This is a genomic window from Pseudomonas tumuqii, from assembly GCF_013184545.1.
GTDB classification, from domain to species: Bacteria; Pseudomonadota; Gammaproteobacteria; order Pseudomonadales; family Pseudomonadaceae; genus Aquipseudomonas; species Aquipseudomonas tumuqii.
Genome location: NZ_JAAOJA010000006.1, coordinates 295623 through 318766, shown reverse-complemented (window position 1 = coordinate 318766; position 23144 = coordinate 295623). Strand labels below are relative to the sequence as shown.

Below are 23144 nucleotides of genomic sequence, written 5' to 3'. Positions count from 1 at the left end.
GCAACTTGGTAAACGGACTTGGCCAGATCAACCGCTATTCGCTTCATCACGACACTCCCAATCTCAGTCACCACCGTTCTCGGTATAGAACTGTGGCGCGGGGAGAGTCCATTACAGCACTCAAACCGTTCGCTTCGCTCACTAGGGACTGCGTTCCGCAGCCCCTTAACCAAACGTCAGGGGTACATATGAATTTCCAAGTATCCGAAAAATACAAACGTAGTGGCAAACGAAAAACTATACTCGCTGCATTGCTGGTGGTCGGCATAATTGCAGGCGCTATCTGGATGTTTATTGTCAGCGAAAGTCTTTACCACAAAATACTCTCGGCAGTTCTCGCCTTACTACTCACAAAACATTTACCGCATGCATACAAAAGCATAAAAACACATGATTCGTCTTACCCGGCGGTGGCAATCATTGAATCTGAAAACAAAATCGACATATCACATAAAGGCGCTGTTGTGAGCATGCCACTATCGGATATAGAAAGCTTGAGAACTCAGAGCATTAAAGGAAGCGTTAAATCAATTCTGCTAACCACTAAATCTTTCAGCAACTTACGCTTTGAGGGGTACGAAAATTTGGCTGAAATGGCTGAGCTCCTTAAAAAGTATACGCCGGCAGGAAAAACAAAAAACTCCACGTGGTATCACCGCTAACAAACGGTTCAAATCGTTCGCTTCGCTCACTGAGATCAATGGGGTCAGTGTGATTGATTTTAGAGGATCAATGTTTAGATCAATGGCTCTAACCCCATTGATCGCGGTCTTTCTGGATGAATCTCTCTAAATATCAGTGCGCTGGGTAGCTCCGCCCCCACGACCCAAACTCGGGGAAACGGAAGTCACCAGGGGAGTTCTTCACCGCGATAATCCAGGAACTTCCCCGAGTCCTTGGGCGTCAACCCGCGCAGTACGCGGATGATCCCCGCGACGCTTTCGCTCGGGCTCTGTGCCGCTTGCGGGCCGCCCATGTCGGTACGGACCCAGCCCGGACTTATCACGACGCAGATGAATTCCTCGGGCCGCAGTTCCGCGGCCAGCGTGCGGGTGAACATGTTAAGGGCGGCCTTGCTCTCCCGATAACCGTACGCCCCTCCCCGCGTGTTGCGCGCGAGGCTGGCGATATCGCTGGTGATGTTGACAACGGTCTTGCCGGCGCCGCGGCGAAGCGACGGCAGCAGCGCCTGGGTCACGCGCATCGGCCCCAGGGTATTGACTTGAAAATAGCGGTCGAGCGCGTCGGCATCGACTTCTTCGAGCCGGTACAGCCAACTGCCAATGCCCGCGTTGTTGATCAGGATGTCCACCGGCAGATCGCCGATCCGCTCCTTGAACTGGGCCACGGAGGCGCTGTCGGCCACGTCCAGCTGCTCGATCCGGACCCCCAGCTTGCGCAGATCATCGGCGTCTTCGGGTCGCCGCGCGGTGGCGATGACGGTGGCGCCGGCCGCTGCGTATTGGCGCGAGAATTCCAGGCCGAGGCCGCGATTGGCCCCGGTGATGACCACGGTCGGTTGAGGCTGACTCGCCTCCGTGGCGGATCGGTCTGCCTGCTCCGCGGCAATCGGAGCACCGACCGGGAAGAAACAGGCGACCAACACCGCGATAATGGACAGTCGTCGGGCCTGACACATGCAAGGTATCCTCTGGGCTACGTAAGGCATGCCGCGAAAGCGGCGCCGCGTTACGGGTTGTCGAGCATTCTGCCGCCGGTGCTTGCACGGTACAACCGGGTACGACGGTCATCCGGGTGATTGTTGCATGAAGTATTGCTCCTCATCGCGCAGGGATTTTCTGAAGATCGTCGCGGGACTCGCGCTATCGGGCACATCGCTCGCACGAAGCCACGGGCCGCTTCAGCGGCCGGTATTGATTGTGGGAGGCGGTCTGGCCGGGCTCGCGGTGCTCGATGCGCTGCAGGCCGCTGGCCGGCCAGCGGTGCTTTTCGAGGCATCGCCGCGCCTCGGTGGACGCATCCTGACGATACGTGACGGATTGGCGCCGGGGCTTCGCGCCGAAGCCGGCGGCGAACAGGTCATGCGCGGCCACCAACGCGTGCACCGGCTCGCCGGCGACTTGCGAATCCCGCTGATCGACTACCCGCTCCTCGAAGGGGATCTGGTGTTCCGCCACCGCGGCCGCCTGCTTCGTTTCCGTCTTCCATCCGACCTCCCCGCCGATTTGACCGACGGGCTGTCACCCTGGGAGAAGACCCGCTGGCCGCACCGCCTGCACCTGGCGTATAGCGAGAATGCCGACCCGCTGGCCGACGACGATCCCCGCAGCGCCCTGCAGTGGCTCCGGGATCTCGGGCTTTCGCGACGCGGCGAAGCCTTCGTGCGGACCTTCGCCACGCTTGACCCGGAGCAGACCAGCGCCGCGCACTTCCTGCGCATCGCGCGCCGCGAGGCCGCCGGCGGTAACTCGCAGGTGCTGGCGGGCGGCAGCGATCGCCTGACCGAGGCATTGGCCGCACGACATGCGCAATCGATCCGGCGCAACACGCCAATCAGGAGCGTGCTGATCGGCGAGAACACGGCGACGCTCGTGGATGCGGCTGGCGTGGCCCACGTCGCCGATCATGTCGTGCTGGCGCTGCCGCTCGGGCCTTTGCTGGCGCTGGACTACCGGCCGGGGCAACCGCGCTGGCTCTCGCGCTGGGGTGAAGCGCGGGTCGTCGCCCATGAATTGAAGGTGCATGCGCAGGTGGATGCCCGGGAGTTCGCGACGCTCGGCATCCGCCAGCACATCATGGGGCTCGAATTCCCGAGAATGACCTGGCTGCTGCCGGAGCGTTCCGCGAACGGTAAGGCGGTGCTCAACGCCACGGCGGTCCACCGGCAACTCGCGCTGGTCAAAGAGGCCCGGTTTCGCGGCGTCCAGGACATGCACCGGCTGCTGAGGCAGCGACTTCCCCTGCTGCGCAGCCTGGAGGTGACGACGCACGGGGAAGACTGGGAGAACAATCCGCTGATCGGCGGGGCTTACACCTATGTTCCCACCGGGTCGCGGGGTTCACCCCCGGTGCTGGGTGAAGGCCCGCTGGTTCTCGCGGGATCGGACTACTCCGATTATTCGGGGTGGATGGAGGGCGCCCTGCAATCCGCCGAAGCGGCCGTTAGCGAGATCCTCCGGTCGTAGTTCATCGGCCGTTCGCGTACCGCGATCCCGCCACGCCACGCAGGAGCTGATAATCGACGATACATGGATACCGACCAGATCAATGGGTCGGCGTTATTGATTTTAGAGGATCAATGTCTCTGACCCCATTGATCCTGCGGTTCCAGGCGCAAAGCGCTGTTGCCATGCACCACCGCGAGATGGTTCAAGGCGATGACGGCTGTTGTAGTGCGCCCCGGGGGCATTCGCCCCCGAAATGGCCGCCTGTTCAAGGGCCGACAACACGGTATTTCTGGATACATTTCTATAAATATCAGTGTGTTGGGCAGGTCCTACCTCAAGTCAAAAGGCACGTACCAAGTCACCTACTTTAGATCCCAGCCTGTTGGCTGATGGCCTATTGCGACTGGCATTGAAAGGGTGATGAGGGGGGCACATCAGGAGCGCCCAGGCCTCTGGTTGGCAGTTTACTGCTATACCTGAACAGGACCATTCGCTCGGTCTGTCTCGGGAGCAAGAACTTGAAGAATTGGACCCTTCGCCGGCGCCTGCTTGCCAGCTTTGCCCTGATCATCGCCATCATCCTGGTGATGGTCGCCATCTCTTACGCGCAACTGCTGTCCATCGAGCAACGACAACGGGAGCTGCAGGCCGACCCTTTGCCGGGCCTGTATTACAGCGATCTGATCCGCAGCGAGACGTTCGAGAGCATCTTGTTGATCCAGCGACTGGTTGCGCTGGAGCAGGGCGACGGCCAGGCGCTGCTGCGCCAGCTGCGCAGCCACGAGGAGCGCCTGGGTGAACTGCTGGGGCTGTACGAGAAGAGCCTGTTCCGCGCGGACGATCGTGCCACCTTTGCCGAACTCCAGGCGCATATGCGCGAGTTCGACGAGATCAGCGCCGCGTTGCTGGCGCAGCTTGCGCAGGGCAACCGGGAGCAGGCACGCCAGGTGCTCAATGACATGCTGCTGCCGGACTGGGAGCATGGCCGTGGGCTGCTGGACAAGCTGGTGGAACTGAACCACGAGGCGGCCGACAGCATGACCGACGGCGTCGCCGTCGCGGTGGCCAGGGTCGAAAACAGCATGCTGCTGTCGTTGTTGCTCGTGGTGCTGGTCGCGGTGATCTGCGCCACTCTGTTGATGCGCGCCATCCTGCGGCCAATGCAACGCATCCACGAGGCGCTCGAGTCGATGCGCGGCGGCAACCTCAATACGCGCCTGGTGCTCGAGCGCCAGGACGAATTCGGCGTGATCGAGAGCGGCTTCAACGGCATGGCCGCGGCGCTGACCGAGCTGGTGTCGCAGTCGCAGCGCTCGTCGATAGCGGTCACCACCTCGGTCACCGAAATCGCCGCCACCTCCAAGCAGCAGCAGGCCACCGCCACCGAAACGGCGGCCACCACCACCGAGATCGGCGCCACCTCGCGGGAGATAGTCGCCACCTCGCGCGATCTGCTGCGGACCATGGACGAAGTGTCGGCCGCCGCGGAGCAAGCCGCTGTCCTGGCGGACTCCGGACAACTGGGGCTGACCCGCATGGAAGACACCATGCACCAGGTAATCGGCGCTGCCGAGCTGGTCAACGCCAAGCTGGCGATCCTCAACGAGAAGGCCGGCAATATCACCCAGGTGGTCACCACCATCGTCAAGGTAGCCGATCAAACCAACCTGCTCTCGCTGAATGCCGCCATCGAGGCCGAGAAAGCCGGGGAATATGGCCGTGGCTTCTCCGTGGTGGCCAGCGAAGTGCGCCGCCTGGCCGACCAGACCGCGGTGGCCACCTACGACATCGAACAGATGGTGCGTGAGATCCAGTCCGCCGTGTCGGCCGGGGTCATGGGCATGGACAAGTTCTCCGAAGAGGTGCGGCGCGGCATGACCGAGGTGCGCCAGGTCGGTGAGCAACTGACCCAGATCATCCAGCAGACCCAGGCCCTGGCGCCGCGCTTGTCGATGGTCAACGAGGGCATGCAGGCACAGGCCAGCGGTGCCGAGCAGATCAACCAGGCACTGGTGCAACTGGCCGAGGCCAGCGGGCAGACCGTGGAGTCGCTGCGCCAGACCGGCAGCGCCATCGATGAACTGAGTCAGGTGGCCAACGGCCTGCGCAGCGGAGTTTCCCGCTTCCAGGCCTGAAACAGGGAGTCGTGCATTGTTTGCAGTACAGAACTGGCACGTCGGCGCCACGTCCGAGGCGCGCAAGCTGTTCCTGCTGTTCAGCAGCGGCGGCGCGCGCTATGGGCTGGAGGCCAGCGAGGTGGCCGAAGTGCTGGCGCTGCGGCGCTTGCGTCCGCTTGCTCTGGCGCCCTCCTGGGTGGCCGGAATCTTCAGCCATCGCGGCAGCCTGGTTCCGGTTCTCGATCTGGGCGCGCTGCTGAACGGCCAGGCAGCGGCGATACGCACCAGCACCCGCATGGTCCTGGTTCATTACTGCCGGGGCGGCGCAGGGCCGGCCCATCTGCTCGGGCTGATCGTCGAGCAGGCCAGCGAAACCCTGCGCTGTGCCCCAACAGAGTTCCGCGACTATGGCCTGGACAATCAGGGCGCGCCCTTTCTCGGCCCGGTCCGGCCGCAAGACCTGGTGCAGTGGGTGCGGGTGCAGGACCTGTTGTCCGCCGAGGCCGAGGCCCTGCTGTTCCCGCTCGTGCCAGGCGTGCCTGGGGCGCAAGGGCCATCGGCATGAGCGTTGATACACGCTTCATCGATTTCCTCAAGGCGCGCATTGGCCTGGATGTCGGCTCGGTCGGCATTTCGGTCATCGAGCGTGCCGTACGCCAGCGCATCGCCAGCGCACCCGTCAGCGACGCCGACGCCTACTGGGCGCTGTTGCAGGACTCGAGCCAGGAGCGCCAGGCGCTGATCGAGGCGGTAATAGTCCCGGAGACCTGGTTCTTCCGCTATCCGGAGTCCTTCTCCGCCCTCACCCGATTGGCCGGCCAGCGCCTGGCAAGCCTGGCCGGCAGCCGTCCGCTGCGCATCCTCAGCTTGCCCTGCGCAACTGGCGAGGAACCCTATTCGATCGTCATGGCGCTGCTCGATGCCGGGATCGCCGCGCCGTTGTTCCGGGTCGATGCACTGGATGTCAGCCCACGCCTGATCGAGCGCGCGCAGCGCGCGGTGTATGGCAAGAATTCCTTTCGCGGTGCGCCACTGGATTTTCGCGAGCGGTATTTCTCCGCGGTCGAGGACGGTTACCTGCTCGACGCAGCGGTCTGCCGGCAGGTGCGTTTTCAGTGTGGCAACCTGCTCGATCCGGCGCTGCTCGCCGATCAGCCGGCCTATGATCTGGTGCTGTGCCGCAACCTGCTGATCTATTTCGACCAAGCCACCCAGGAGAGCGTGCTCGCGGGGTTCAGGCGCCTGACGCGCCCGGACGGGGTGATCTTTATCGGCCCGGCGGAGGCCAGTCTGGCCTCGCGTCTGGGCCTGCAGACCCTCGCCATCCCCCAGTCGTTCGCCTTCCGCTACCCCGCCGCCGCGCCTGCTCCCGCCGGCGTCGCACAACGCGCTCCGACAGCCATGCATGGCGCCTGCACACAAGATCGAAAGCCGTGCCCAACCGAGCGTGAGCCATGGGCAGCGTCCGGTAATGGTCCCGCGCGCGGATGAGGGGGCAGTGGCGCAACTAAAGGCCATTGCCAGACTGGCTGATCAGGGGCACCTCGCCGAAGCACGGCAATGCTGCGAGCGCCTGCTCGCCGAACAGGGGCCGAACGCCGAGGCGTTCTATTGGCTGGGGCTGCTGAGCGATGCCGGCGGCAAGCCGGGCGAGGCGCAAAAATTTTACCGCAAGGCGCTGTATTTGCAGCCGCAGCACCCTGAGGCCTTGAGCCATCTGGCCACGCTGCTGGTCGCCCAGGGCGACCTGGCTGCTGCCCGCCGCCTGCAGGTGCGCGCCGCACAAGGAGTGGACAAGGATGCCTGAGTCGATCCCGGCGACCACACTGGCCGATGACGCGCAGCCGCTCGACGACTGCTGGAATCGCATCGGGGTACGCGGCAGCAAATCCTGTCCGCGGTTGGTCGAACTTGTCCATTGCCGCAACTGCCCGGTCTATGCGGCGGCGGCCATCCGTCTGCTCGATCGGTACATGCTACAGCGGGACGAACCGGCCGAAGTGGAGGCGCAACCGCTCGCGGCGGATCATGCAACCCGCTCGCTGCTGGTGTTCCGCCTGGGAGAGGAGTGGCTGGCTCTGGCGACCCGTATCCTGGTGGAAGTCGCGCCGCTGTCACCGATCCACACGCTGCCGCACCAGCGCGCCCGCGCCTTGCTCGGTGTCGCCAATGTGCGTGGCGCGCTGGTGGCCTGCCTGTCGCTGGTCGAGCTGCTCGGCCTGGGCGCCAGTGGCGTGTCGGCAACGCTGTCGAGCAGGCGAGTGGCACCGCGCATGCTGGTCCTCGCGGCGCCTGGCGGCAACCTGCTGGCCGCGGTGGATGAGGTGGATGGTATCCATGCGTTCAACCTGGAACTGCTCGCCGCAGCCGAACTGGACAATACCCTGGACACCACCAAGTGCAGCCGGGGCGTGCTGCAGTGGCGCCAACGCAGCCTACGTCTGCTGGATGAGGAACAACTGCTGCAGAGCATGATACGGAGCCTGGCATGACCCCCGAGCAGATGCGCAACGCCTCGCTGCTGGAACTGTTCCACCTGGAGGCCGAGGCGCAAACCCAGGTGCTCGGCGCCGGGCTGCTGTTGCTCGAACGCAACCCGACTCTAGCCGATCAGTTGGAGGCGTGCATGCGCGCCGCCCATTCACTCAAGGGTGCGGCGCGGATCGTCGGGATCGAGGCAGGCGTGCGCGTGGCCCACGTGATGGAGGATTGCCTGGTCGGCGCCCAGGACGGGCGGCTGCAGCTGAGCCCCGAACATATCGATACGCTGTTGCTCGGCAGCGACCTGCTGCTGCGCATCGCCATGCCAGACGCAGCGGTCGAACCGGCGGAAATCGATGCCCTGGTTGCACGGCTGGAGGTCCAGGCCAGGGGCGCGCCTGCATCAGGTGGCCAGCCCGCGGCGCCAGTTCCGTCGCTCGCCGGCAAGGCGGTGGTCGACGCGGTGGAGCCGCTGCACGCCGACAACCGGCCACTGGAAGGCGGCGAGCGGGTCTTGCGGGTCACCGCCGAGCGGCTCGACCGCTTGCTCGATCTGTCCAGCAAGACGCTGGTCGAGGTGCTGCGGCTGAAGCCGCAACTGACCGCCCTGCAACGCGGCAAGCGTCTGCAAAGTCATCTCGCTCGGGCGCTCGAAGCTGTCCAGGAGAGCTTGTCGGGCGCCACCCTCGAGGCGTCGACGCAGGCCCATTTGGCCGATGCCCGCCGCCTGCTGGGCGAGTGCCAGCAGTTGTACGAGCAGCAGGCCGGCGCACTGGACGAATTTGCCTGGCAAGCCGCGCAGCGCGCTCAGCAGCTCTACGACACCGCCCTGGCGTGCCGCATGCGACCGCTGGCCGACGTCCTGGGCGGGCAGACACGTATGATCCGCGACCTCGCCCGGACCCTGGACAAGCAGGTGCGCCTGCAAATCGAGGGAGACAAGACCCAGGTGGACCGCGATGTGCTGGAGCGGCTCGAGGCACCCCTGGTCCACCTGCTGCGCAATGCCCTCGACCACGGTATCGAGACGCCCGCCGCGCGCCTGGCGGCGGGCAAACCGGCCGAAGGCCTGATCAGTGTCAAGGCGCGCCAGCAGGCCGGTTCCTTGCTGCTGGAAATCGCCGACGATGGCGCTGGGGTGGACCTGGCGCGGCTGCGCGCGGCGATCGTCCAACGCCAGCTGGCCAATGAGGCGACCGCCGCGCAATTGAGCGAGGCGGAGTTGCTGAGCTTCCTGTTCCTGCCCGGTTTCAGCCTGCGCGAGCAGGTCACCGAGTTGTCCGGGCGCGGGGTCGGGCTGGACGCGGTGCAGCATATGCTGCGCCAGTTGCGCGGCGACATTCGGTTGCAGCAGGTACGCGGACTGGGCATGCGCTTTCTGCTCGAGGTACCGCTGACCCTGTCGGTGGTGCGCAGCCTGGTGGTGGAAATCGGCGGTGAGGCCTACGCCTTCCCGATGGCGCACATCGCGCGGATGTACGAGCTGGAGTCAGCCACCATCGTACAACTGGAAGGGCGCCAGCATTTCACCCATGAGGGACGGCCGGTCGGCCTGGTGGCGGCCAGCCAGTTACTCCAGCGTCCTTCTGCGCAGACGCCGCAGGCCAGCATCCCGGTGGTGCTGCTAGGTGTGGGGGAGGCGCTCTGCGGAATTGCCGTCGAGCGCTTTATCGGTGAGCGCACCCTGGTGGTGCTGCCGCTCGACCCGCGCCTGGGCAAGTTGCAGAGCGTTGCCGCCGGCGCCGTGCTGGACGACGGCGCGCCGGTGCTGATCCTGGATGCCGAGGACCTGCAGCGTTCACTGGAGAACCTGCTCAGCAGCGGCCGCCTCGAGCGTATAGACCGCGGTGGGCAGGAGCCCGACGCGGCGCGCAAACGCGTGCTGGTAGTCGACGACTCGCTCACCGTGCGCGAATTGCAGCGCAAGCTGCTGCTCAATCGCGGCTACCAGGTGGCGGTCGCGGTGGACGGCATGGACGGCTGGAATGCGCTGCGCGCCGAACATTTCGACCTGCTGATCACCGACATCGATATGCCACGCATGGACGGCATCGAACTGGTAACCCTGCTGCGCCGCGACCACCGGATGCAGTCGCTGCCGGTGATGGTGGTGTCCTACAAGGACCGCGAGGAGGATCGCCGGCGCGGTCTGGAGGCCGGCGCCGATTATTACCTGGCCAAGGCCAGTTTCCATGACGAGACGCTGCTCGACGCGGTGGCGATGCTGATCGGGGAACCGTTATGAAGATCGCCATCGTCAATGACATGCCGCTGGCGGTGGAGACGCTGCGGCGGGCCCTGCTCTTCGCACCCCAGCATGAGATCGTCTGGATCGCGGGCGATGGGGCCGAAGCGATCCACCGCTGCGCGACACAGACGCCCGACCTGGTGTTGATGGACCTGCTGATGCCGGTGATGGACGGCGTCGAGGCGACCCGGCAGATCATGGTGCAGAGCCCTTGCGCAATTCTGCTGGTGACCGACGACAGCGAGCGGAACATGCGCCGGGTGTTCGAAGCCATGGGCCATGGTGCGCTGGATGTGGTCAATACCCCAGCCCTGGGTTCGGGCAGCGTTGCCGAGGCCGCCGCGCCGCTATTGCGCAAGATTCAGAATATCGGTTGGCTGATAGGGCGCGGCGAGACGCTGGCGAGTCCGGTCCTGCCGGCAAAACCCACTCAGGCAGTGCAACGGCTGGTGGCGATCGGCGCCTCGGCGGGTGGCCCGGCGGCCCTGGCCGAGCTATTACAAGGTATCCCGCCAGGGTTTCCGGCAGCCATGGTGCTGGTCCAGCATGTTGATCAGGTATTTGCCGCCGGCATGGCCGATTGGCTTACCCAGACGTCCGGAGTGCCGGTGCGTCTGGCCAGGAATGGCGAACCCCCGCAGCCGGGAACGGCGCTGCTGGCGGGAACCAATCAGCATATCTGCCTGCTGAAAAATGGCCATCTGGCCTACACGAGCGAGCCAAGTAACTACTCTGCATATCGTCCGTCCATCGACCTGTTTTTCGAGAGCGTGGCCAAGCACTGGCGCAGCCAGGCGGTGGGCGTGCTGCTGACCGGCATGGGCCGTGACGGCGCCAAGGGGCTCAAACAAATGCGCGAGCGGGGCTTTCTGACCATCGCGCAGGACCAGCAAAGTAGCGCCGTCTATGGCATGCCCAAGGCGGCGGCGGGACTTGGTGCCGCCACCGAGATTCATTCCCTGAGGGAGATTGCGCCGCGGCTGCTGGAGTTTTTTACTTGAATGATGGAAACAGCCGCCACTGTCGACGGCGGCCAAGGAGCATGAGGTGAACGAACTACGTGAAAGATCGGCTCTGACTGTCGACGAAAACGCCGTGATGGTTCTCCTGGTCGACGACCAGGCAATGATCGGCGAAGCGGTACGGCGTAACCTGGCCGATCAGGACAACATCGACTTCCATTTCTGTGCCGACCCGCTGGAGGCTATCGCTCAGGCGATGCAGATCAGGCCCACGGTAATCCTCCAGGACTTGGTCATGCCCGGAGTGGATGGCCTGACGCTGGTCAGAGAGTACCGGGCCAATCCAGTAACATGTGATATCCCCATCATCGTCCTGTCCACCAAGGACGACTCCGGGGTGAAGAGCGCCGCCTTTGCCGCAGGGGCCAACGATTACCTGGTCAAATTGCCGGACCCCATCGAACTGATCGCGCGGATTCGCTACCACTCGCGCTCCTACCAGACCCTGTTGCAGCGCGACGAAGCCTACCGGGCCCTGCGCGAGAGCCAGCAACGCCTGCTGGACACCAATCTGATGCTGCAGCGCCTGATGAACGCCGATGGCCTGACCGGCCTGTCGAACCGTCGGCACTTCGACGAATACCTCAGCATGGAGTGGTTGCGCGCCCAGCGTGACCAGACGCAGATGTCGCTGTTGTTCATCGATGTCGATTACTTCAAGAGTTACAACGACGATCTGGGCCATCTGGCTGGTGACGACCTGTTACGTCAGCTCGCCGTCTCCATGCGCGAAAGCTGTACCCGGCCTGCCGACATGCCGGCCCGCTATGGTGGGGATGAGTTCGTCATGTTGCTCCCGGGCACTCCGAGTGGCGGGGCGCGGGTGGTGGCCGAGAAGATCCGCGAAGCCATGCTGGCGCGGCGGATTGAGCATAATTTCCCCACCCGCGGTTCCATAATAACGTTGAGCATCGGTGGTGCGACTCTGACGCCCATGCCAGGCGAATCCTCCTCACTCCTGATCCAGTTGGCCGACCAAGGGCTCTATTGCGCCAAGAACCAAGGACGCAACCGGGTCAAGATGCTCGAACGGCCAGTCTCGGCAGCCTGAACAGAGGGGCCGCGGGATTCGCAAGGCTACGGCAACCTCCAGTCATGTGTCGGGATGCGCCAGCAACTCGGCCAACTCAGGGTAGGCCCCGCGCAACCCCAAGTCACAACTCAGAGTGTGGAATGAAAAAATCAGCAACTACTGCATCACTCAAACCCGCTGGCAAGGGGCGCAAGATGTCTTCGTTCTGTGCCATGGATGGAGACACGCTGGTTCTGAATATCCTCGGCACACCTGGCGCGAAGAAGGATGCCATTGGCAAGGCGAAAGGCGTTCAGCTCAAGGTCAGCGTCACTGCCAGCCCGGTTGCGGGCAAAGCCACTGACCACATGGTCAGATTTCTCGCCGAAGAATTTGCTGTCTCGGCTACCGACATAACGGTTGTTTTTGGCCGCTACAACATCAACAAGCAGTTACGTATCAGGGCGCCAAAAAAGTTGCCGCCTGTCGTGGCCAAAGCCCTTTCAGGAGTAGTGGCGGACAGCTAACAGGACCACCCGGGCCAAACTCGACCATCGCAGCAGCAAACAGGCACCAAAGTACTATTCGTGCCGGGCGCTCGGCTTCGTACCCTGAGGCTATGATGCGTCTAATCCTGCTCCTCGCCCTGCCGGTTCTCCGCGCCCTGACTGCTTTGCACGGCGTGGCTGCAACGCTGTTGTGCCTGGCGCTGTTCGGCGGTGCAAGCGCAATGGCGGCCGAGCCGGCGGAAAATGCCGACGGCCGATTGCCGGTGCTGAGCCTCAGTGTGCTGCAGTTCGGTACCGCGCACTGGGGGCTCGAGCATCTGCAGCGCCGGCAGCTGGACCGGGCGCATGGCTTCGAACTCAAGGTCAGGCTGGTCGCCGATTTACCGGCCTCGCGGCTGGCGGTGTCCAGTGGCAGCGTCGATGGTGCCGTGGCCGATCTGCTCTGGGCGCAAGCGCGCTATGCCGCCGGCACACCGTTTGTATATCTGCCGTTTTCCTCGCAGATCGGCGAGATCGTGGTCGCCAGCGACAGTGCCATCGACCAGGTGGCCGATCTGGCGGGCAAGCGCATCGGCGTGGCCGGCGGGCCTGACAGCCTGGGCTGGCTGCTGGTGCAACAAGCGGCCCGCCAGCAGGGCATCGATCTGGCGCGCGCTGCCGAGGTTCAGTTCGCCGCGCCGCCGCTGCTGAACCAGGCCCTGCGCCGCGGCCAGGTGGATGCGCTGGTGACCTATTGGCACTTTGCCGCACGCCTGCGCGCCGAGGGCGACAGCCGTTCCGCCTTCGCCCTGGCCGACCTGCTGCAGGGGCTGGGCCTGCACCCCGACCTGCCGGTGCTGGGCTATGTCTTCGCGCAGGCCTGGGCCGCAGAAAATCCGGAGTTGCTGGGCCGTTTCGACCGCGCGTTGCGCCAGAGCAACAGCGAGCTGGCCGCCACCCCGGCCTATTGGGACGCCATCAGGCCGTTGATGCGCGCCGAGGACGACGCGGTATTTGCCGCGCTGCGGGGCGGCTTCGTCGCGGGGATTGCCGAACCGCTGGATGCCGAGCGCATCGGCGACCTGCGCCGCCTGCTGACCCTGAGCGGCACCGATCCGGCGCAGCTGCTGCCCGAGGCGCTGTTTTTCCGGACCGGACCATGAAACCGCCACGCTGGACCTACTGGATCATGCTGCCGCTGGCCGTGGTGCTGTGGGCCGCAATCGCCGCGACGCTGGAGACGCCGTTGCTGCCCACCCCGAGCGCCGTGCTGGATTCGCTGTGGCAGTCGCTGCAGAGCGGCGAGCTGCAGCAGCACCTGGGTGTGACCCTGCGCCGGGTGCTCATCAGCTTCGTCCTGGCCATGCTGCTCGGCGCGCTCCTGGGCGTGTGGATGGGCCGCTCGGCGCTGGCCAATGCGCTGTTCGATCCGCTGCTGGTGCTGTTCCTCAATCTGCCGGCGCTGGTCACCATCATCCTGCTGTATGTCTGGTTCGGCCTGGTCGAGGCCGCGGCGGTCCTGGCGGTGGTGATCAACAAGGTGCCCAATGTCGCGGTGACGCTGCGCGAGGGCGCGCGCAGCCTCGACCCCAGGCTGGAGCAGATGGCCCAGGTCTATGCCTTCAGCCGCTGGCAGCAGCTGGCGGATGTCTGGCTGCCGCAGCTGTTCCCCTACCTGATGGCCGCGACCCGCGGCGGCCTGGCGCTGATCTGGAAGATCGTGCTGGTGGTCGAGTTGCTCGGTCGCTCCGACGGCATCGGCTTTCAGCTGCACATGGCCTTTCAGGTGTTCGATGTGGCGAGCATCCTGGCCTACAGCCTGGCATTCATCGCGGTGGTGCAGCTGATCGAGCTGGCGCTGCTGCAACCGCTGGAACGACGGGCCTCGCGCTGGCGTGCAGTGGGGGTGCAACATGCTTGAGCTGCAGATCGACGGTCGGACCAGCGGCCATCCGATCCTGGGCGCGATCACGGCCCGGGTCGCCGAGGGCGATCGCATCTGTCTGCTGGGGCCTTCCGGCGTGGGCAAGACCACCCTGCTCAATGCCATCGCCGGGCTGGACCGGCGCCTGGGCGAGCGGATGATCAAACGCAGCAGCAAGCTGCGGGTCGGCTACCTGTTTCAGGAACACCGCCTGCTGCCCTGGCGCAGCGTGCGCCAGAACCTGGCCATGGTCGGCGCGCGCAACGACGAGATCGACAGGCTGCTGGCCGAGGTCGGCCTGGCCGAGGTCGCCGAGGCACTGCCGGACCAGCTGTCCCTTGGCATGGCCCGCCGCGCCGCGCTGGCCCGCAGCCTGGCAATCAAACCGGACCTGCTGTTGCTGGACGAGCCCTTCGCCTCGCTCGACCCCGATCGGGCCGCCGAGCTGCGCAACCTGATCACCCGCCTGCTGGACGCGCACCCGCGCATGGCGATGATCTGCGTCACCCACGATGCCAGGGACGCCGACCAACTGGCCAACCGGCTCTGGTACCTGGATGGCGCGCCCGCCGAACTGCAATGGGACCAGCCCCTGACCGCGGTCGCCAGCGCCAGTGCCAGCCGGATCAGCGAGCAGTTGCGCCGGCTGAGTGTCTAAGCCGTAACAGGTACAGCGATTGTGCGGCGACACTACCAGCCGGCATTCCCGGAGGCCCAGCATGCCAACCTCAGTTCGCGCCCTGCAGGGCGATATCACTCAACTGCCGGTGCAGGCCATCGTCAACGCGGCGAACGCCTCGCTGCTCGGCGGTGGCGGGGTCGACGGGGCGATTCATCGCGCCGCCGGGCCGCAGCTGCTGGAGGAATGTCGGCGCCTGGGCGGCTGCCCGACTGGCGAGGCCAAGCTGACCCGGGGTTATCGCTTGCCCGCCGAGTACGTCATTCACACGGTCGGGCCGGTCTGGCATGGCGGCGGCCGGGGCGAGCCGGCGCTGCTGGCCTCCTGTTACCGGCGTTCGCTCGAACTCGCCGCGGCCCAGGGCATCCGCAGCCTGGCCTTCCCGAGCATCAGCACCGGCATCTACGGCTATCCGCTCGAACTCGCGGCGCAGGTCGCGGTGAGCACGGTACGGGCGACGCTGGAACGGCTCGATGGCCTCGAACAAGTGATCTTCTGCTGCTTCTCGGCCCGCGACCTGCAGGTTTACCAGCGCCTGCTCGGCGAACGAGCCGGCACCGACCCCGCACCGCCCGGGCAGCTGCCAGGCGATTAGAAGCTGTCTGTCTGCAACAGCTCTATCGACCGGCCGTCCTTGCTCTGAGTCCCCGGCGACATCGCCTTCTCGTACACCGCCGCTTCCACCGAGGCTGCATCCAAGGGGCGGCTGGGGTCACGGCCGGCATTGCTGAGATAGAGCGCGGCGCCACCCGCCACGTGCGGCGACGCCATCGAGGTGCCGCTGTAGGTGGTAGTACCGCCGCCCTTCTTGGTCGAGAGCACGCCGACGCCCGGCGCCCAGATATCCACGCAGGCGCCATAGTTGCTGAAGGAGGCCTCCTCATCGGCACTGTCGGTGGCCGTCGTCGTCATCACCCCGTTGTCGCTGCTCGCGCCCGCCCGTGCCGGCGATCCCAGGCAGGCGTCCTCGCCATCATTGCCCGCGGCCACGGCATAGAAAATCCCCGCCGCCGCCGAGCTCAGCACCGCCTCATCCAGTGCGGCGCTGGCCCCGCCGCCCAGGCTCATATTGGCCACGGCCGGCAGCACGGCATTGGCCGTCACCCAGTCCACGCCCATGATCACCCCGGAGGTGCTGCCGGTACCGCCGCAGCCGAGCACCTTGACGCCCACCAACTCGATGCCCGGTGCCACGCCCACCACATCCCGGGTATTGTCGAGCGCCCCGACGGTACCGGCCACGTGGGTGCCATGCCCATGACAATCCTTGTTCGGCCCGCCGGCGAAGTTCACATGCTCCACGACATGCAGATCCGCATGGCTTGTATCGATTCCGGTGTCGATGATGTAGGCGCGCACCCCAGCCACACTGCCGCCACCATCGCCCGCCCGGGTACTGCTGATATCCGCCCCGACCCGGGCGATCCCCCAGGGCAGTTCTTGTGCCGCCGGGGCCGTGGAACCGCCGCCACGATCCGGTCTGGCCCTTACTCCAGGCACCGGCACTCCCATGACCGACATCGGCAGATCCGCCTCGATATAGGCCACCCGCGCATCGGCGCTCAGCACCGCCAGCTGCCAGTCATTCAGATCCGCCGAGAAGCCCCTGATGGCATGGCTGTAGACATGCCCCAGGCTGAAGCCATGCAGGCTGGCCAAGTGCTCGGCGGCGGCGCGCACTTCGGGCCGGCCATGGCCGCCGTTGTCGGCCCGCTGTGGCGCAGCCGCAATGGCCTCGGCCGTGAAGATCACGATATAGGGCGAAGCCGCCGTCTCGGCCGCAATGGACAACAACCCCGCACCCGCCAGTAGCCACGCCGAAACCTTCATAGACACCTCTTTCGCAGTGAGCGCCGTCCAGCACGGCATCCCGCGCGGAGTTTCCACTGGTTAACAGCGTAGTCAGGTTGTTGCTGGCCACACTCGGCAGGGGCCAGACTCTTTCGCAATTGAACGCCGGCTTTTTATGAATTCGACCGGATAGCGGCAAGACCTGTATCGGGCAACCGCTCCACCGCTCTCCCGCTGCCGCCGCCAGCCGCTCAGGGCCGCCCGGCGCGCAGCCCTCACCGGCCTGACGGCTTCGGGTAAGATGCGCGCTGTTTGGCGTCGCGCTCGCGGCGCCTGTCGGGTTGTGGGGAAGTGGCTGTGCAAGTGACTGATGTGGTGATTATCGGCGCCGGGGCCGCCGGCTTGATGTGTGCGCTGACCGCCGCCGGGCGCGGGCGCCGGGTGCTGCTGCTGGACCACGCGAACAAGGCCGGCAAGAAGATTCTGATGTCCGGCGGCGGGCGCTGCAATTTCACCAACCTGTACTGCGAGCCGGACAACTTCCTCTCGGCGAACCCGCACTTCTGCAAGTCGGCGCTGGCGCGCTATACCCAGTGGGACTTCATCGGCCTGGTCGGCAAGCATGGCGTGGCCTACCACGAGAAGAAGCTCGGCCAGCTGTTCTGCGACCACAAGGCCAGCGACATCCTCGGCATGCTCCTCGACGAATGCGCGCAGGCCGGGGTCGAACTGCGCCTGGAGACCTCGGTCAGCGAGATCGCCAAGCTCGAGGCCGGTTACCAGTTGCAGACCAGCGCTGGTCTGCTGAGCTGCACGTCGCTGGTGATCGCCAGCGGCGGCCTGTCGATCCCGACCCTCGGCGCCAGCGGCTTCGGCTACCAGGTGGCCAGGCAGTTCGGCCATACGCTGCTGCCGACCCGCGCCGGGCTGGTGCCCTTCACCCTCACCGATCCGCAGTTGAAGGCGCTGTGCACGGAGCTGTCCGGCACCTCGGTGGAGGATTGTCTGGTCAGCTGCAACGGCCAGAGCTTTCGCGAGAACATCCTGTTCACCCACCGCGGTCTTTCCGGGCCGGCGATCCTGCAGATTTCCTCGTTCTGGCAACCGGGCGACACCGTGCATATCGACCTGCTGCCGCACATCGACCTGCCCGAGTGGCTGGCCGAGCAGCAACGCGAACGGCCGAACAGCGAGCTGAAGACCCTGCTCGCCGAGCTGTTCACCAAGAAGATGGCCGGGCTGCTGGTCGACAGCTGGTTCGTTAACAAGCCGCTGAAGCAGTACAGCCCGGGCGAACTCAAGGCGGTTGCCGAGCAGCTGGCCGACTGGCAACTGGTGCCGGCCGGCACCGAGGGCTACCGCACCGCCGAGGTGACCCTGGGCGGCGTCGATACCCGCGAGGTGTCGTCGAAAACGATGGAATCGCTGAAAAGCCCGGGGCTGTATTTCATCGGCGAGGTGCTGGATGTCAGCGGCCATCTGGGCGGCTTCAACTTCCAGTGGGCCTGGGCCTCGGGCTATGCGGCGGCGCAGTACGTCTGAGTCGCGCTTGTGTGGCAGGGGCCCTGGCCGCGACGGCGACTCGCCGAACGGCATCGCCAGCAAGGACTAGGCGTCCCCCTGGCTCCTACACAAATTGCTCGTGGCCTGACGGAATGGGCCTTGGCCACGAGCGGACGCTACGAGGGCAAGCGCATCGCGGATAAATCCGCGCCCACCAGGCGCCTGGCGTCCGCCGCCGCGATCATTGCAGATGCCGCGCGCCGCGGAACACCCCTGAAGCCCCCACCTTATCCGGCCAACAGCTCGATAAACCGCCGGGCGAAGCTGTACACATCCCCCGGCCAGCGCGCGGAGACGTAGTTGCCGTCGCACACCACCCAGGCCGGACGGCTGTCGCTCGGGCTGTCGCGGTGCAGGCCGCTGGTCTTGCGCAGGTGGTCCGGTGCAGCCGCCGGCACCTCGAGGAAATCCGCCGGGCTGGCCAGGGCGCGGCTGACCTCGGCCTGTACGCTCATATGGCCGGCCGGCTCGCCCGGCGCCTCCAGGTAGGTTCGGTAATAGTTCGGCGCCCAGAAGCGGCCGTAGAAACGGGTCAGGTTCCAGGCGCTGCGCTCCATCGCCCAGGTCAGGGCGGTGGTCTGCCGTCCGTACAGCGCTGAACGACCATCCGCCCGGCGGCTGCGCGCGGCCAGCAGCACGCCGTGACAGATCGCCGCGACCGGCTTGCCACTGGCGAAAAAGGCGCCGACGAACGCCTGCAGGCACTGATTCTCCAGGTAGCCACGCATGCCGCGGGCCCAGTGTCCGCCGGGCAGCAGCAGGCCATCGAAGTCCGCCACGGCGAGCTGAGCGTAGCGCAGCGGCTGGCGGAACTCGCTGTCCGCCAGCAAGTCGCGGTAGGCCTCGCGCGCGTCACGCCGGGCGCGCAGGAGCAAACCGAGCAGCTTGAAGCGGCGCAAGCCGGGCAGCCACCCCCAGGGGTCCAGCCCTTCACCCGTGAGCATCAGCGGATCACCAACGGCCGGCTCGCCATCCTGGGTGGCGAAGCGCACCCGATGGCCGGCCGCACGCAGCAGCTGCCAGCTGACGGCGACTTCGCTGGGATCGAAATCACGGTTCGGCAGCGCGATCAGAACGGTCTTGGCGGGCATGGCACGGGCACTCCTTGGCGAAGGCCCGAGCTTAGTCGCGGCAGCCCTCGCCAGTCGAGTGGCCTGGCAGGCCAAGCTGGCGACCGGAAAGGAACGGCCTTGGCCGCAAGCGGACAAACCAGGTGCCGGCAATTGAACTGACGGTACAGCGCAGGCTCTGCTACAAAGCTAGCAGGAAGCAAACACGGCCCCATGCCCCTCCGGCGCCCCTACCCTTTTGCCCAAGGATCGCCCGCCCGTATGACCCAAGACCAAGGCTTGATCTTCGCCATCCTCGCCGCCACCATCGGGCTGTTCATCTGGGGCCGCTGGCGTCACGACGTGGTCGCCCTCGCCGCCTTGCTGGCCTGTGTACTGGTCGGCCTGGTACCGGACGAGCAGGCCTTCCACGGTTTCGGCCACCCGGCGGTGATCACCGTTGCCTGCGTGCTGGTGTTGAGCCACGGCCTGCAAGTCACCGGCGTGATCGATGCGCTGGCCCAGCGCATGCTGCCCAGCAATGCCGGGCCGATGCTCTCGATTGCCGCACTGACCGGCCTGGGTGCGCTGCTCTCGGCCTTCATGAACAATGTCGGCGCCCTCGTCCTGCTGATGCCGATCGCCTTGCAGATTGCTACCAAGCAGGGGCTGCCGCCGGGCCGGGTGCTGATGCCGCTGGCCTTCGGCACCATTCTCGGCGGCATGACCACGCTGATCGGTACGCCGCCCAACCTGATCGTCTCCAGCTTTCGCGCCCAGAGCGGGGCCGGGCCGTTTGCCATGTTCGACTTCAGCCCGGTTGGCGTCGCGGTGGCGCTGGCCGGTGTGCTGTTCATCGCCCTGCTCGGCTGGCGCCTGGTACCCAAGCGCGAGGTCGCCGGCGCCGCCAGCTTCAACACCGGCACTTACCTCACCGAGGCGCGGGTCAAGCCAGGGGCCAAGGCAGCCGGCAAGACCTTGCGCGAAGTCGAGCAGTTGCTAGATGAGGCCGACGCCCAGGTGATCGGCATGCTGCGCAACGATCTGCGCCTGTCCGTGCCCGACCCACGACAGCTCCTGCGCGTCGATGATCTGCTGGTGATCGAGGCCGAACCCGAGGCTCTCGGCACGGTACTCGGCAAGCTGGGCCTGCAACTGGAAGCCGAACGCAAGCTGGAGGCGCAAGCCGACGCGGGCAACACAGCCGCTACCCAGGACGCGGCCAAAAGTCCTGGGGCAGACACCGGCAAGAAAGACAGCGGCGACACCGACATTGTCTTGCAGGAGCTGCTGGTGCGCCCCGATTCCCAGCTGGTCGGCCGCTCGGCCCGCAGTACCCGCCTGCGGAGCCGCTACAGCATCAACCTGCTGGCCATCTCGCGCGCGAGTCATCGGTCGATCAAGCGTCTGCGCTCGACCCTGTTCGAGCACGGCGATGTCCTGCTGATGCAGGGTGCGCCGGGCGATATCGCCGAGTTTGCCAGCGACTATGCCTGCGTGCCGCTGGCCGACCGCGCCATCACCATCCCCAACCCGACTCACGCGGGCCTGGCATTGGGCGTGATGTTGCTGGCCGTGGCGATTTCCGCCGTGGGCCTGCTCTCGACCGCCATGGCCTTCGCCGCTGGCGTGCTGGTGTTCATGGTGCTGCGCGTGGTGCCGTTGCGCTCGATCTACGAATCCATCGACTGGCCGGTGATCGTCCTGCTCGGCGCCTTGCTCCCGGTGGCTGGCGCCATGTCCACTAGCGGTGCCGCGGACTTGCTGGCACGGCTACTGATGGAACATGTGGCGCAAGGCAACCCGGTGATCGTGCTGACCCTGCTGCTGGTGGTGACCATGACCCTCACAGACTTCATGAACAACGCCGCCACTGCGGCGGTGATGTGCCCGCTCGCCCTGAGTGCGGCGAGCCAGCTCGGGGTCAGCCCCGACTCGCTGTTGATGGCGGTGGCGATTGGCGCCTCCTGCTCGTTCCTCACGCCCATCGGCCACCAGAACAACACCCTGATCCTCAGTCCCGGCGGCTTCCGCTTCGGCGATTACTGGCGCCTCGGCCTGCCGCTGGAAATTCTCGTGGTGCTGGTCAGTGTGCCGCTGCTGCTGCTGGTCTGGCCGCTTTAAGATCTCAGGACTCCGGGGTCACGCCGAGGACGATATCGAAGCGCGCCACCTGTTCGCCCGCGCGCGCACCGGCCACCGGGACGAAGGGCACGATCAGGCGTTCGCGCAGGCGCGGATCGCGGATCGCATTGAGCACGCCATCGCGCTGATTGAGCGGCTCGCCGCGGATGTAGCACTGGGTGGCGAAACGCGGCAGGCCGGGCAGGGTCACGGCGAAATGGATATGCGGAGTGCGCCCCGGGTAGGGCACCGGACGTAGGGTACGGAAGCGGTAGCGGCCGTCGCTGGCGGTCTCGAAGCGGCCATAGCCCTGGAAGTTCGGGTCGCGCCGGTCCCGCTCGCCGCCACGGCTGTGCAGGTAGATGCCATTGCTATCGACCTGCCAGATTTCCACCAGGGCGCCCTTGAGGGGCTTGCCACGGGCATCGAGAATCTGCCCGTGCAACTGCACCACGACGCCGCTGGCTTGAGTCGGCCGGTCGCCGACCTGCAGCAGGTCGTTGTCCTGATCCAGCGGCAGCTGGTCGGGGTAGAAGGGACCAAGCGTCTGCGCCGGGGTCAACAGCAGCTCGGCGAAGAGCCCCGGGCTGGCCAGCAGCAAGCTGCCGCCGCCGAGCCCGGCCAGCACCCGGCGACGACTGAGGCGTGACAGGGTCATGCTTGCCTCCGCGATTCCAATGGCGATGTTTACAGACTAGCCGAAGGCTATGTCCCCAGTTGCGTGTTGCTCCGGGCCACGCTCAGCGGCCACAGCAGACGCAATGCTGGCCGTCTCGGGCCCTTGTCGTCAGCCAGGCGGCCAGCGCATAGCCCGGATGCAATCCGGGAGCGGCTTTTCAGGCGCCAGACTTCCCCGAATCTTATCCGGGCTACAGCAACTGCCTGCGGGTAGAAGGGCGGTCCGGGCGGCGTTCCGTGCGGAGCGCAGCAACAGCCCGCCAGCTGTTGTGCCGGAACCATGGTGCACTGCCTGCGACGAGTGGCCCCCTACGGATCGCGGGTCGTGCTCAGCGGTTGTGAACATATCCAGCGCCGTCACGCGCGTTTTTTCCAAGCTCTCAATCCTGGCCGTCGCGAAACCGATGGATCTGCCGGCGCTGCTTCTTGCTTGGCCGGCCGTCGGTCTGCATGCCCAGAGCGCCGGCCTTGCGCTGCGCAGCAGCCTGTTCGCGGCGGGCAATGCTCTCGGCGGTTTCGCTATACAGCGCCTGGGCCTCGGGGGCGCCGCGGCGCACCGCGGAGAGCGCCTGAATCACCACGCTGCGCTCGTCGAAACCGATGCGGATCAGCAGTTCATCGCCGATCCGCGGCTCCTTGCCCGGCTTGCAGCGCTCGCCCCGGCAATGCACCTTGCCGCCCTCGATGGCGGCCTTGGCCAGGGCGCGGGTCTTGAAGAAACGTGCGGCCCACAGCCATTTGTCCAGGCGTATCTTGTCGTCTTCTTTGTCGTCTGCTTTGTTGCTCATTGCACTCTCGATCGAAACGGCAGCTCAAGTGAATTTTGCCTGATGCAGTTGT

The 23144-nt window shown here is 65.7% G+C and carries 22 protein-coding genes; 17 read left to right on the top strand and 5 right to left on the bottom strand.

Going from position 1 to position 23144, the window contains the following annotated elements; all coding sequences use genetic code 11:
* A partial coding sequence (locus G9C89_RS13935) for a hypothetical protein (RefSeq protein WP_218575929.1) occupies nucleotides 1-662 on the top strand: 662 nt, incomplete at its 5' end.
* Nucleotides 663-847: 185 nt separating this feature from the next.
* Here G9C89_RS13935 and G9C89_RS13930 read toward each other — a convergent pair.
* The gene (locus tag G9C89_RS13930) at nucleotides 848-1639 is read right to left on the bottom strand and encodes an SDR family oxidoreductase (RefSeq protein ID WP_172148932.1); all 792 of its coding nucleotides are present in this window, start codon (nucleotides 1637-1639) and stop codon (nucleotides 848-850) included.
* Between the two features lie 127 nt (nucleotides 1640-1766).
* Here G9C89_RS13930 and G9C89_RS13925 point away from each other — a divergent pair, with 127 nt between their 5' ends.
* From G9C89_RS13925 to G9C89_RS13865, 14 genes are all read left to right on the top strand, one after another.
* A complete protein-coding gene (locus G9C89_RS13925) occupies nucleotides 1767-3146 on the top strand; it encodes a flavin monoamine oxidase family protein (RefSeq protein ID WP_172148930.1) in 1380 nt (459 codons plus the stop codon).
* 500 nt (nucleotides 3147-3646) lie between these two features.
* The gene (locus G9C89_RS13920; protein ID WP_172148928.1) at nucleotides 3647-5263 is read left to right on the top strand and encodes a methyl-accepting chemotaxis protein; all 1617 of its coding nucleotides are present in this window, start codon (nucleotides 3647-3649) and stop codon (nucleotides 5261-5263) included.
* Between the two features lie 16 nt (nucleotides 5264-5279).
* A complete protein-coding gene (locus G9C89_RS13915) occupies nucleotides 5280-5810 on the top strand; it encodes a chemotaxis protein CheW (RefSeq protein ID WP_172148926.1) in 531 nt (176 codons plus the stop codon).
* On the top strand, nucleotides 5807-6736 hold the full coding sequence (locus G9C89_RS13910) for a CheR family methyltransferase (RefSeq protein WP_390623814.1): 930 nt from the start codon (nucleotides 5807-5809) through the stop codon (nucleotides 6734-6736). Before G9C89_RS13915 ends, G9C89_RS13910 begins: the two co-directional genes overlap by 4 nt.
* Before the next feature lie 7 nt (nucleotides 6737-6743).
* Nucleotides 6744-7052, top strand: a complete 309-nt coding sequence (locus G9C89_RS25530; RefSeq protein WP_390623813.1) for a tetratricopeptide repeat protein — start codon at nucleotides 6744-6746, stop codon at nucleotides 7050-7052.
* Nucleotides 7045-7737 (top strand): chemotaxis protein CheW, encoded by a 693-nt coding sequence (locus G9C89_RS13905; RefSeq protein ID WP_172148924.1) that lies wholly within the window; start codon nucleotides 7045-7047, stop codon nucleotides 7735-7737. The genes G9C89_RS25530 and G9C89_RS13905 overlap by 8 nt, the downstream gene beginning before the upstream one ends.
* Nucleotides 7734-9971: a hybrid sensor histidine kinase/response regulator gene (locus G9C89_RS13900; RefSeq protein WP_172148922.1), complete on the top strand. Its 2238-nt coding sequence runs from the start codon at nucleotides 7734-7736 to the stop codon at nucleotides 9969-9971. The genes G9C89_RS13905 and G9C89_RS13900 overlap by 4 nt, the downstream gene beginning before the upstream one ends.
* Nucleotides 9968-10975, top strand: coding sequence for a chemotaxis response regulator protein-glutamate methylesterase (gene cheB / locus G9C89_RS13895; RefSeq protein WP_172148920.1), 1008 nt, complete (start codon nucleotides 9968-9970; stop codon nucleotides 10973-10975). Before G9C89_RS13900 ends, cheB begins: the two co-directional genes overlap by 4 nt.
* A gap of 97 nt (nucleotides 10976-11072) precedes the next feature.
* Nucleotides 11073-12047 (top strand): diguanylate cyclase, encoded by a 975-nt coding sequence (locus G9C89_RS13890; RefSeq protein WP_178115557.1) that lies wholly within the window; start codon nucleotides 11073-11075, stop codon nucleotides 12045-12047.
* A 122-nt stretch (nucleotides 12048-12169) separates the two neighbouring features.
* Entirely contained in the window at nucleotides 12170-12535 is a 366-nt protein-coding gene (locus G9C89_RS13885; RefSeq protein WP_218575928.1) for a DUF167 domain-containing protein, read from the top strand.
* A gap of 203 nt (nucleotides 12536-12738) precedes the next feature.
* Complete coding sequence (locus tag G9C89_RS13880) at nucleotides 12739-13659, top strand: ABC transporter substrate-binding protein (protein WP_172148956.1); 921 nt, start codon at nucleotides 12739-12741, stop codon at nucleotides 13657-13659.
* On the top strand, nucleotides 13656-14417 hold the full coding sequence (locus G9C89_RS13875) for an ABC transporter permease (protein WP_172148908.1): 762 nt from the start codon (nucleotides 13656-13658) through the stop codon (nucleotides 14415-14417). The genes G9C89_RS13880 and G9C89_RS13875 overlap by 4 nt, the downstream gene beginning before the upstream one ends.
* Nucleotides 14410-15078 carry an ATP-binding cassette domain-containing protein gene (locus G9C89_RS13870; RefSeq protein WP_172148906.1) on the top strand — a complete coding sequence of 223 codons (669 nt, stop codon included), beginning with the start codon at nucleotides 14410-14412 and terminating at the stop codon, nucleotides 15076-15078. Before G9C89_RS13875 ends, G9C89_RS13870 begins: the two co-directional genes overlap by 8 nt.
* A 61-nt stretch (nucleotides 15079-15139) precedes the next feature.
* A complete protein-coding gene (locus tag G9C89_RS13865) occupies nucleotides 15140-15694 on the top strand; it encodes an O-acetyl-ADP-ribose deacetylase (protein WP_172148904.1) in 555 nt (184 codons plus the stop codon).
* Here the strand turns inward: G9C89_RS13865 and G9C89_RS13860 are convergent.
* Complete coding sequence (locus G9C89_RS13860; RefSeq protein ID WP_172148902.1) at nucleotides 15691-16929, bottom strand: S8 family serine peptidase; 1239 nt, start codon at nucleotides 16927-16929, stop codon at nucleotides 15691-15693. The two genes, G9C89_RS13865 and G9C89_RS13860, sit on opposite strands and share 4 nt — an antisense overlap.
* 318 nt (nucleotides 16930-17247) lie before the next feature.
* On the opposite strand from G9C89_RS13860, the gene G9C89_RS13855 reads away from it, so the two are divergent.
* Nucleotides 17248-18432 (top strand): BaiN/RdsA family NAD(P)/FAD-dependent oxidoreductase, encoded by a 1185-nt coding sequence (locus G9C89_RS13855; protein ID WP_172148900.1) that lies wholly within the window; start codon nucleotides 17248-17250, stop codon nucleotides 18430-18432.
* 248 nt (nucleotides 18433-18680) lie between these two features.
* Here the strand turns inward: G9C89_RS13855 and G9C89_RS13850 are convergent, their stop codons facing one another.
* Entirely contained in the window at nucleotides 18681-19544 is an 864-nt protein-coding gene (locus tag G9C89_RS13850; RefSeq protein WP_172148898.1) for a type 1 glutamine amidotransferase domain-containing protein, read from the bottom strand.
* 240 nt (nucleotides 19545-19784) lie between these two features.
* Between G9C89_RS13850 and G9C89_RS13845 the strand changes: the two genes are divergently transcribed.
* Nucleotides 19785-21626 carry an SLC13 family permease gene (locus G9C89_RS13845; protein ID WP_172148896.1) on the top strand — a complete coding sequence of 614 codons (1842 nt, stop codon included), beginning with the start codon at nucleotides 19785-19787 and terminating at the stop codon, nucleotides 21624-21626.
* 4 nt (nucleotides 21627-21630) lie between these two features.
* Here G9C89_RS13845 and G9C89_RS13840 read toward each other — a convergent pair whose 3' ends face one another.
* Nucleotides 21631-22284, bottom strand: a complete 654-nt coding sequence (locus G9C89_RS13840) for a dioxygenase family protein (RefSeq protein ID WP_172148894.1) — start codon at nucleotides 22282-22284, stop codon at nucleotides 21631-21633.
* Between the two features lie 400 nt (nucleotides 22285-22684).
* Nucleotides 22685-23092, bottom strand: a complete 408-nt coding sequence (locus tag G9C89_RS13835) for an RNA-binding S4 domain-containing protein (protein WP_172148892.1) — start codon at nucleotides 23090-23092, stop codon at nucleotides 22685-22687.
* Nucleotides 23093-23144 lie beyond the last annotated feature (52 nt).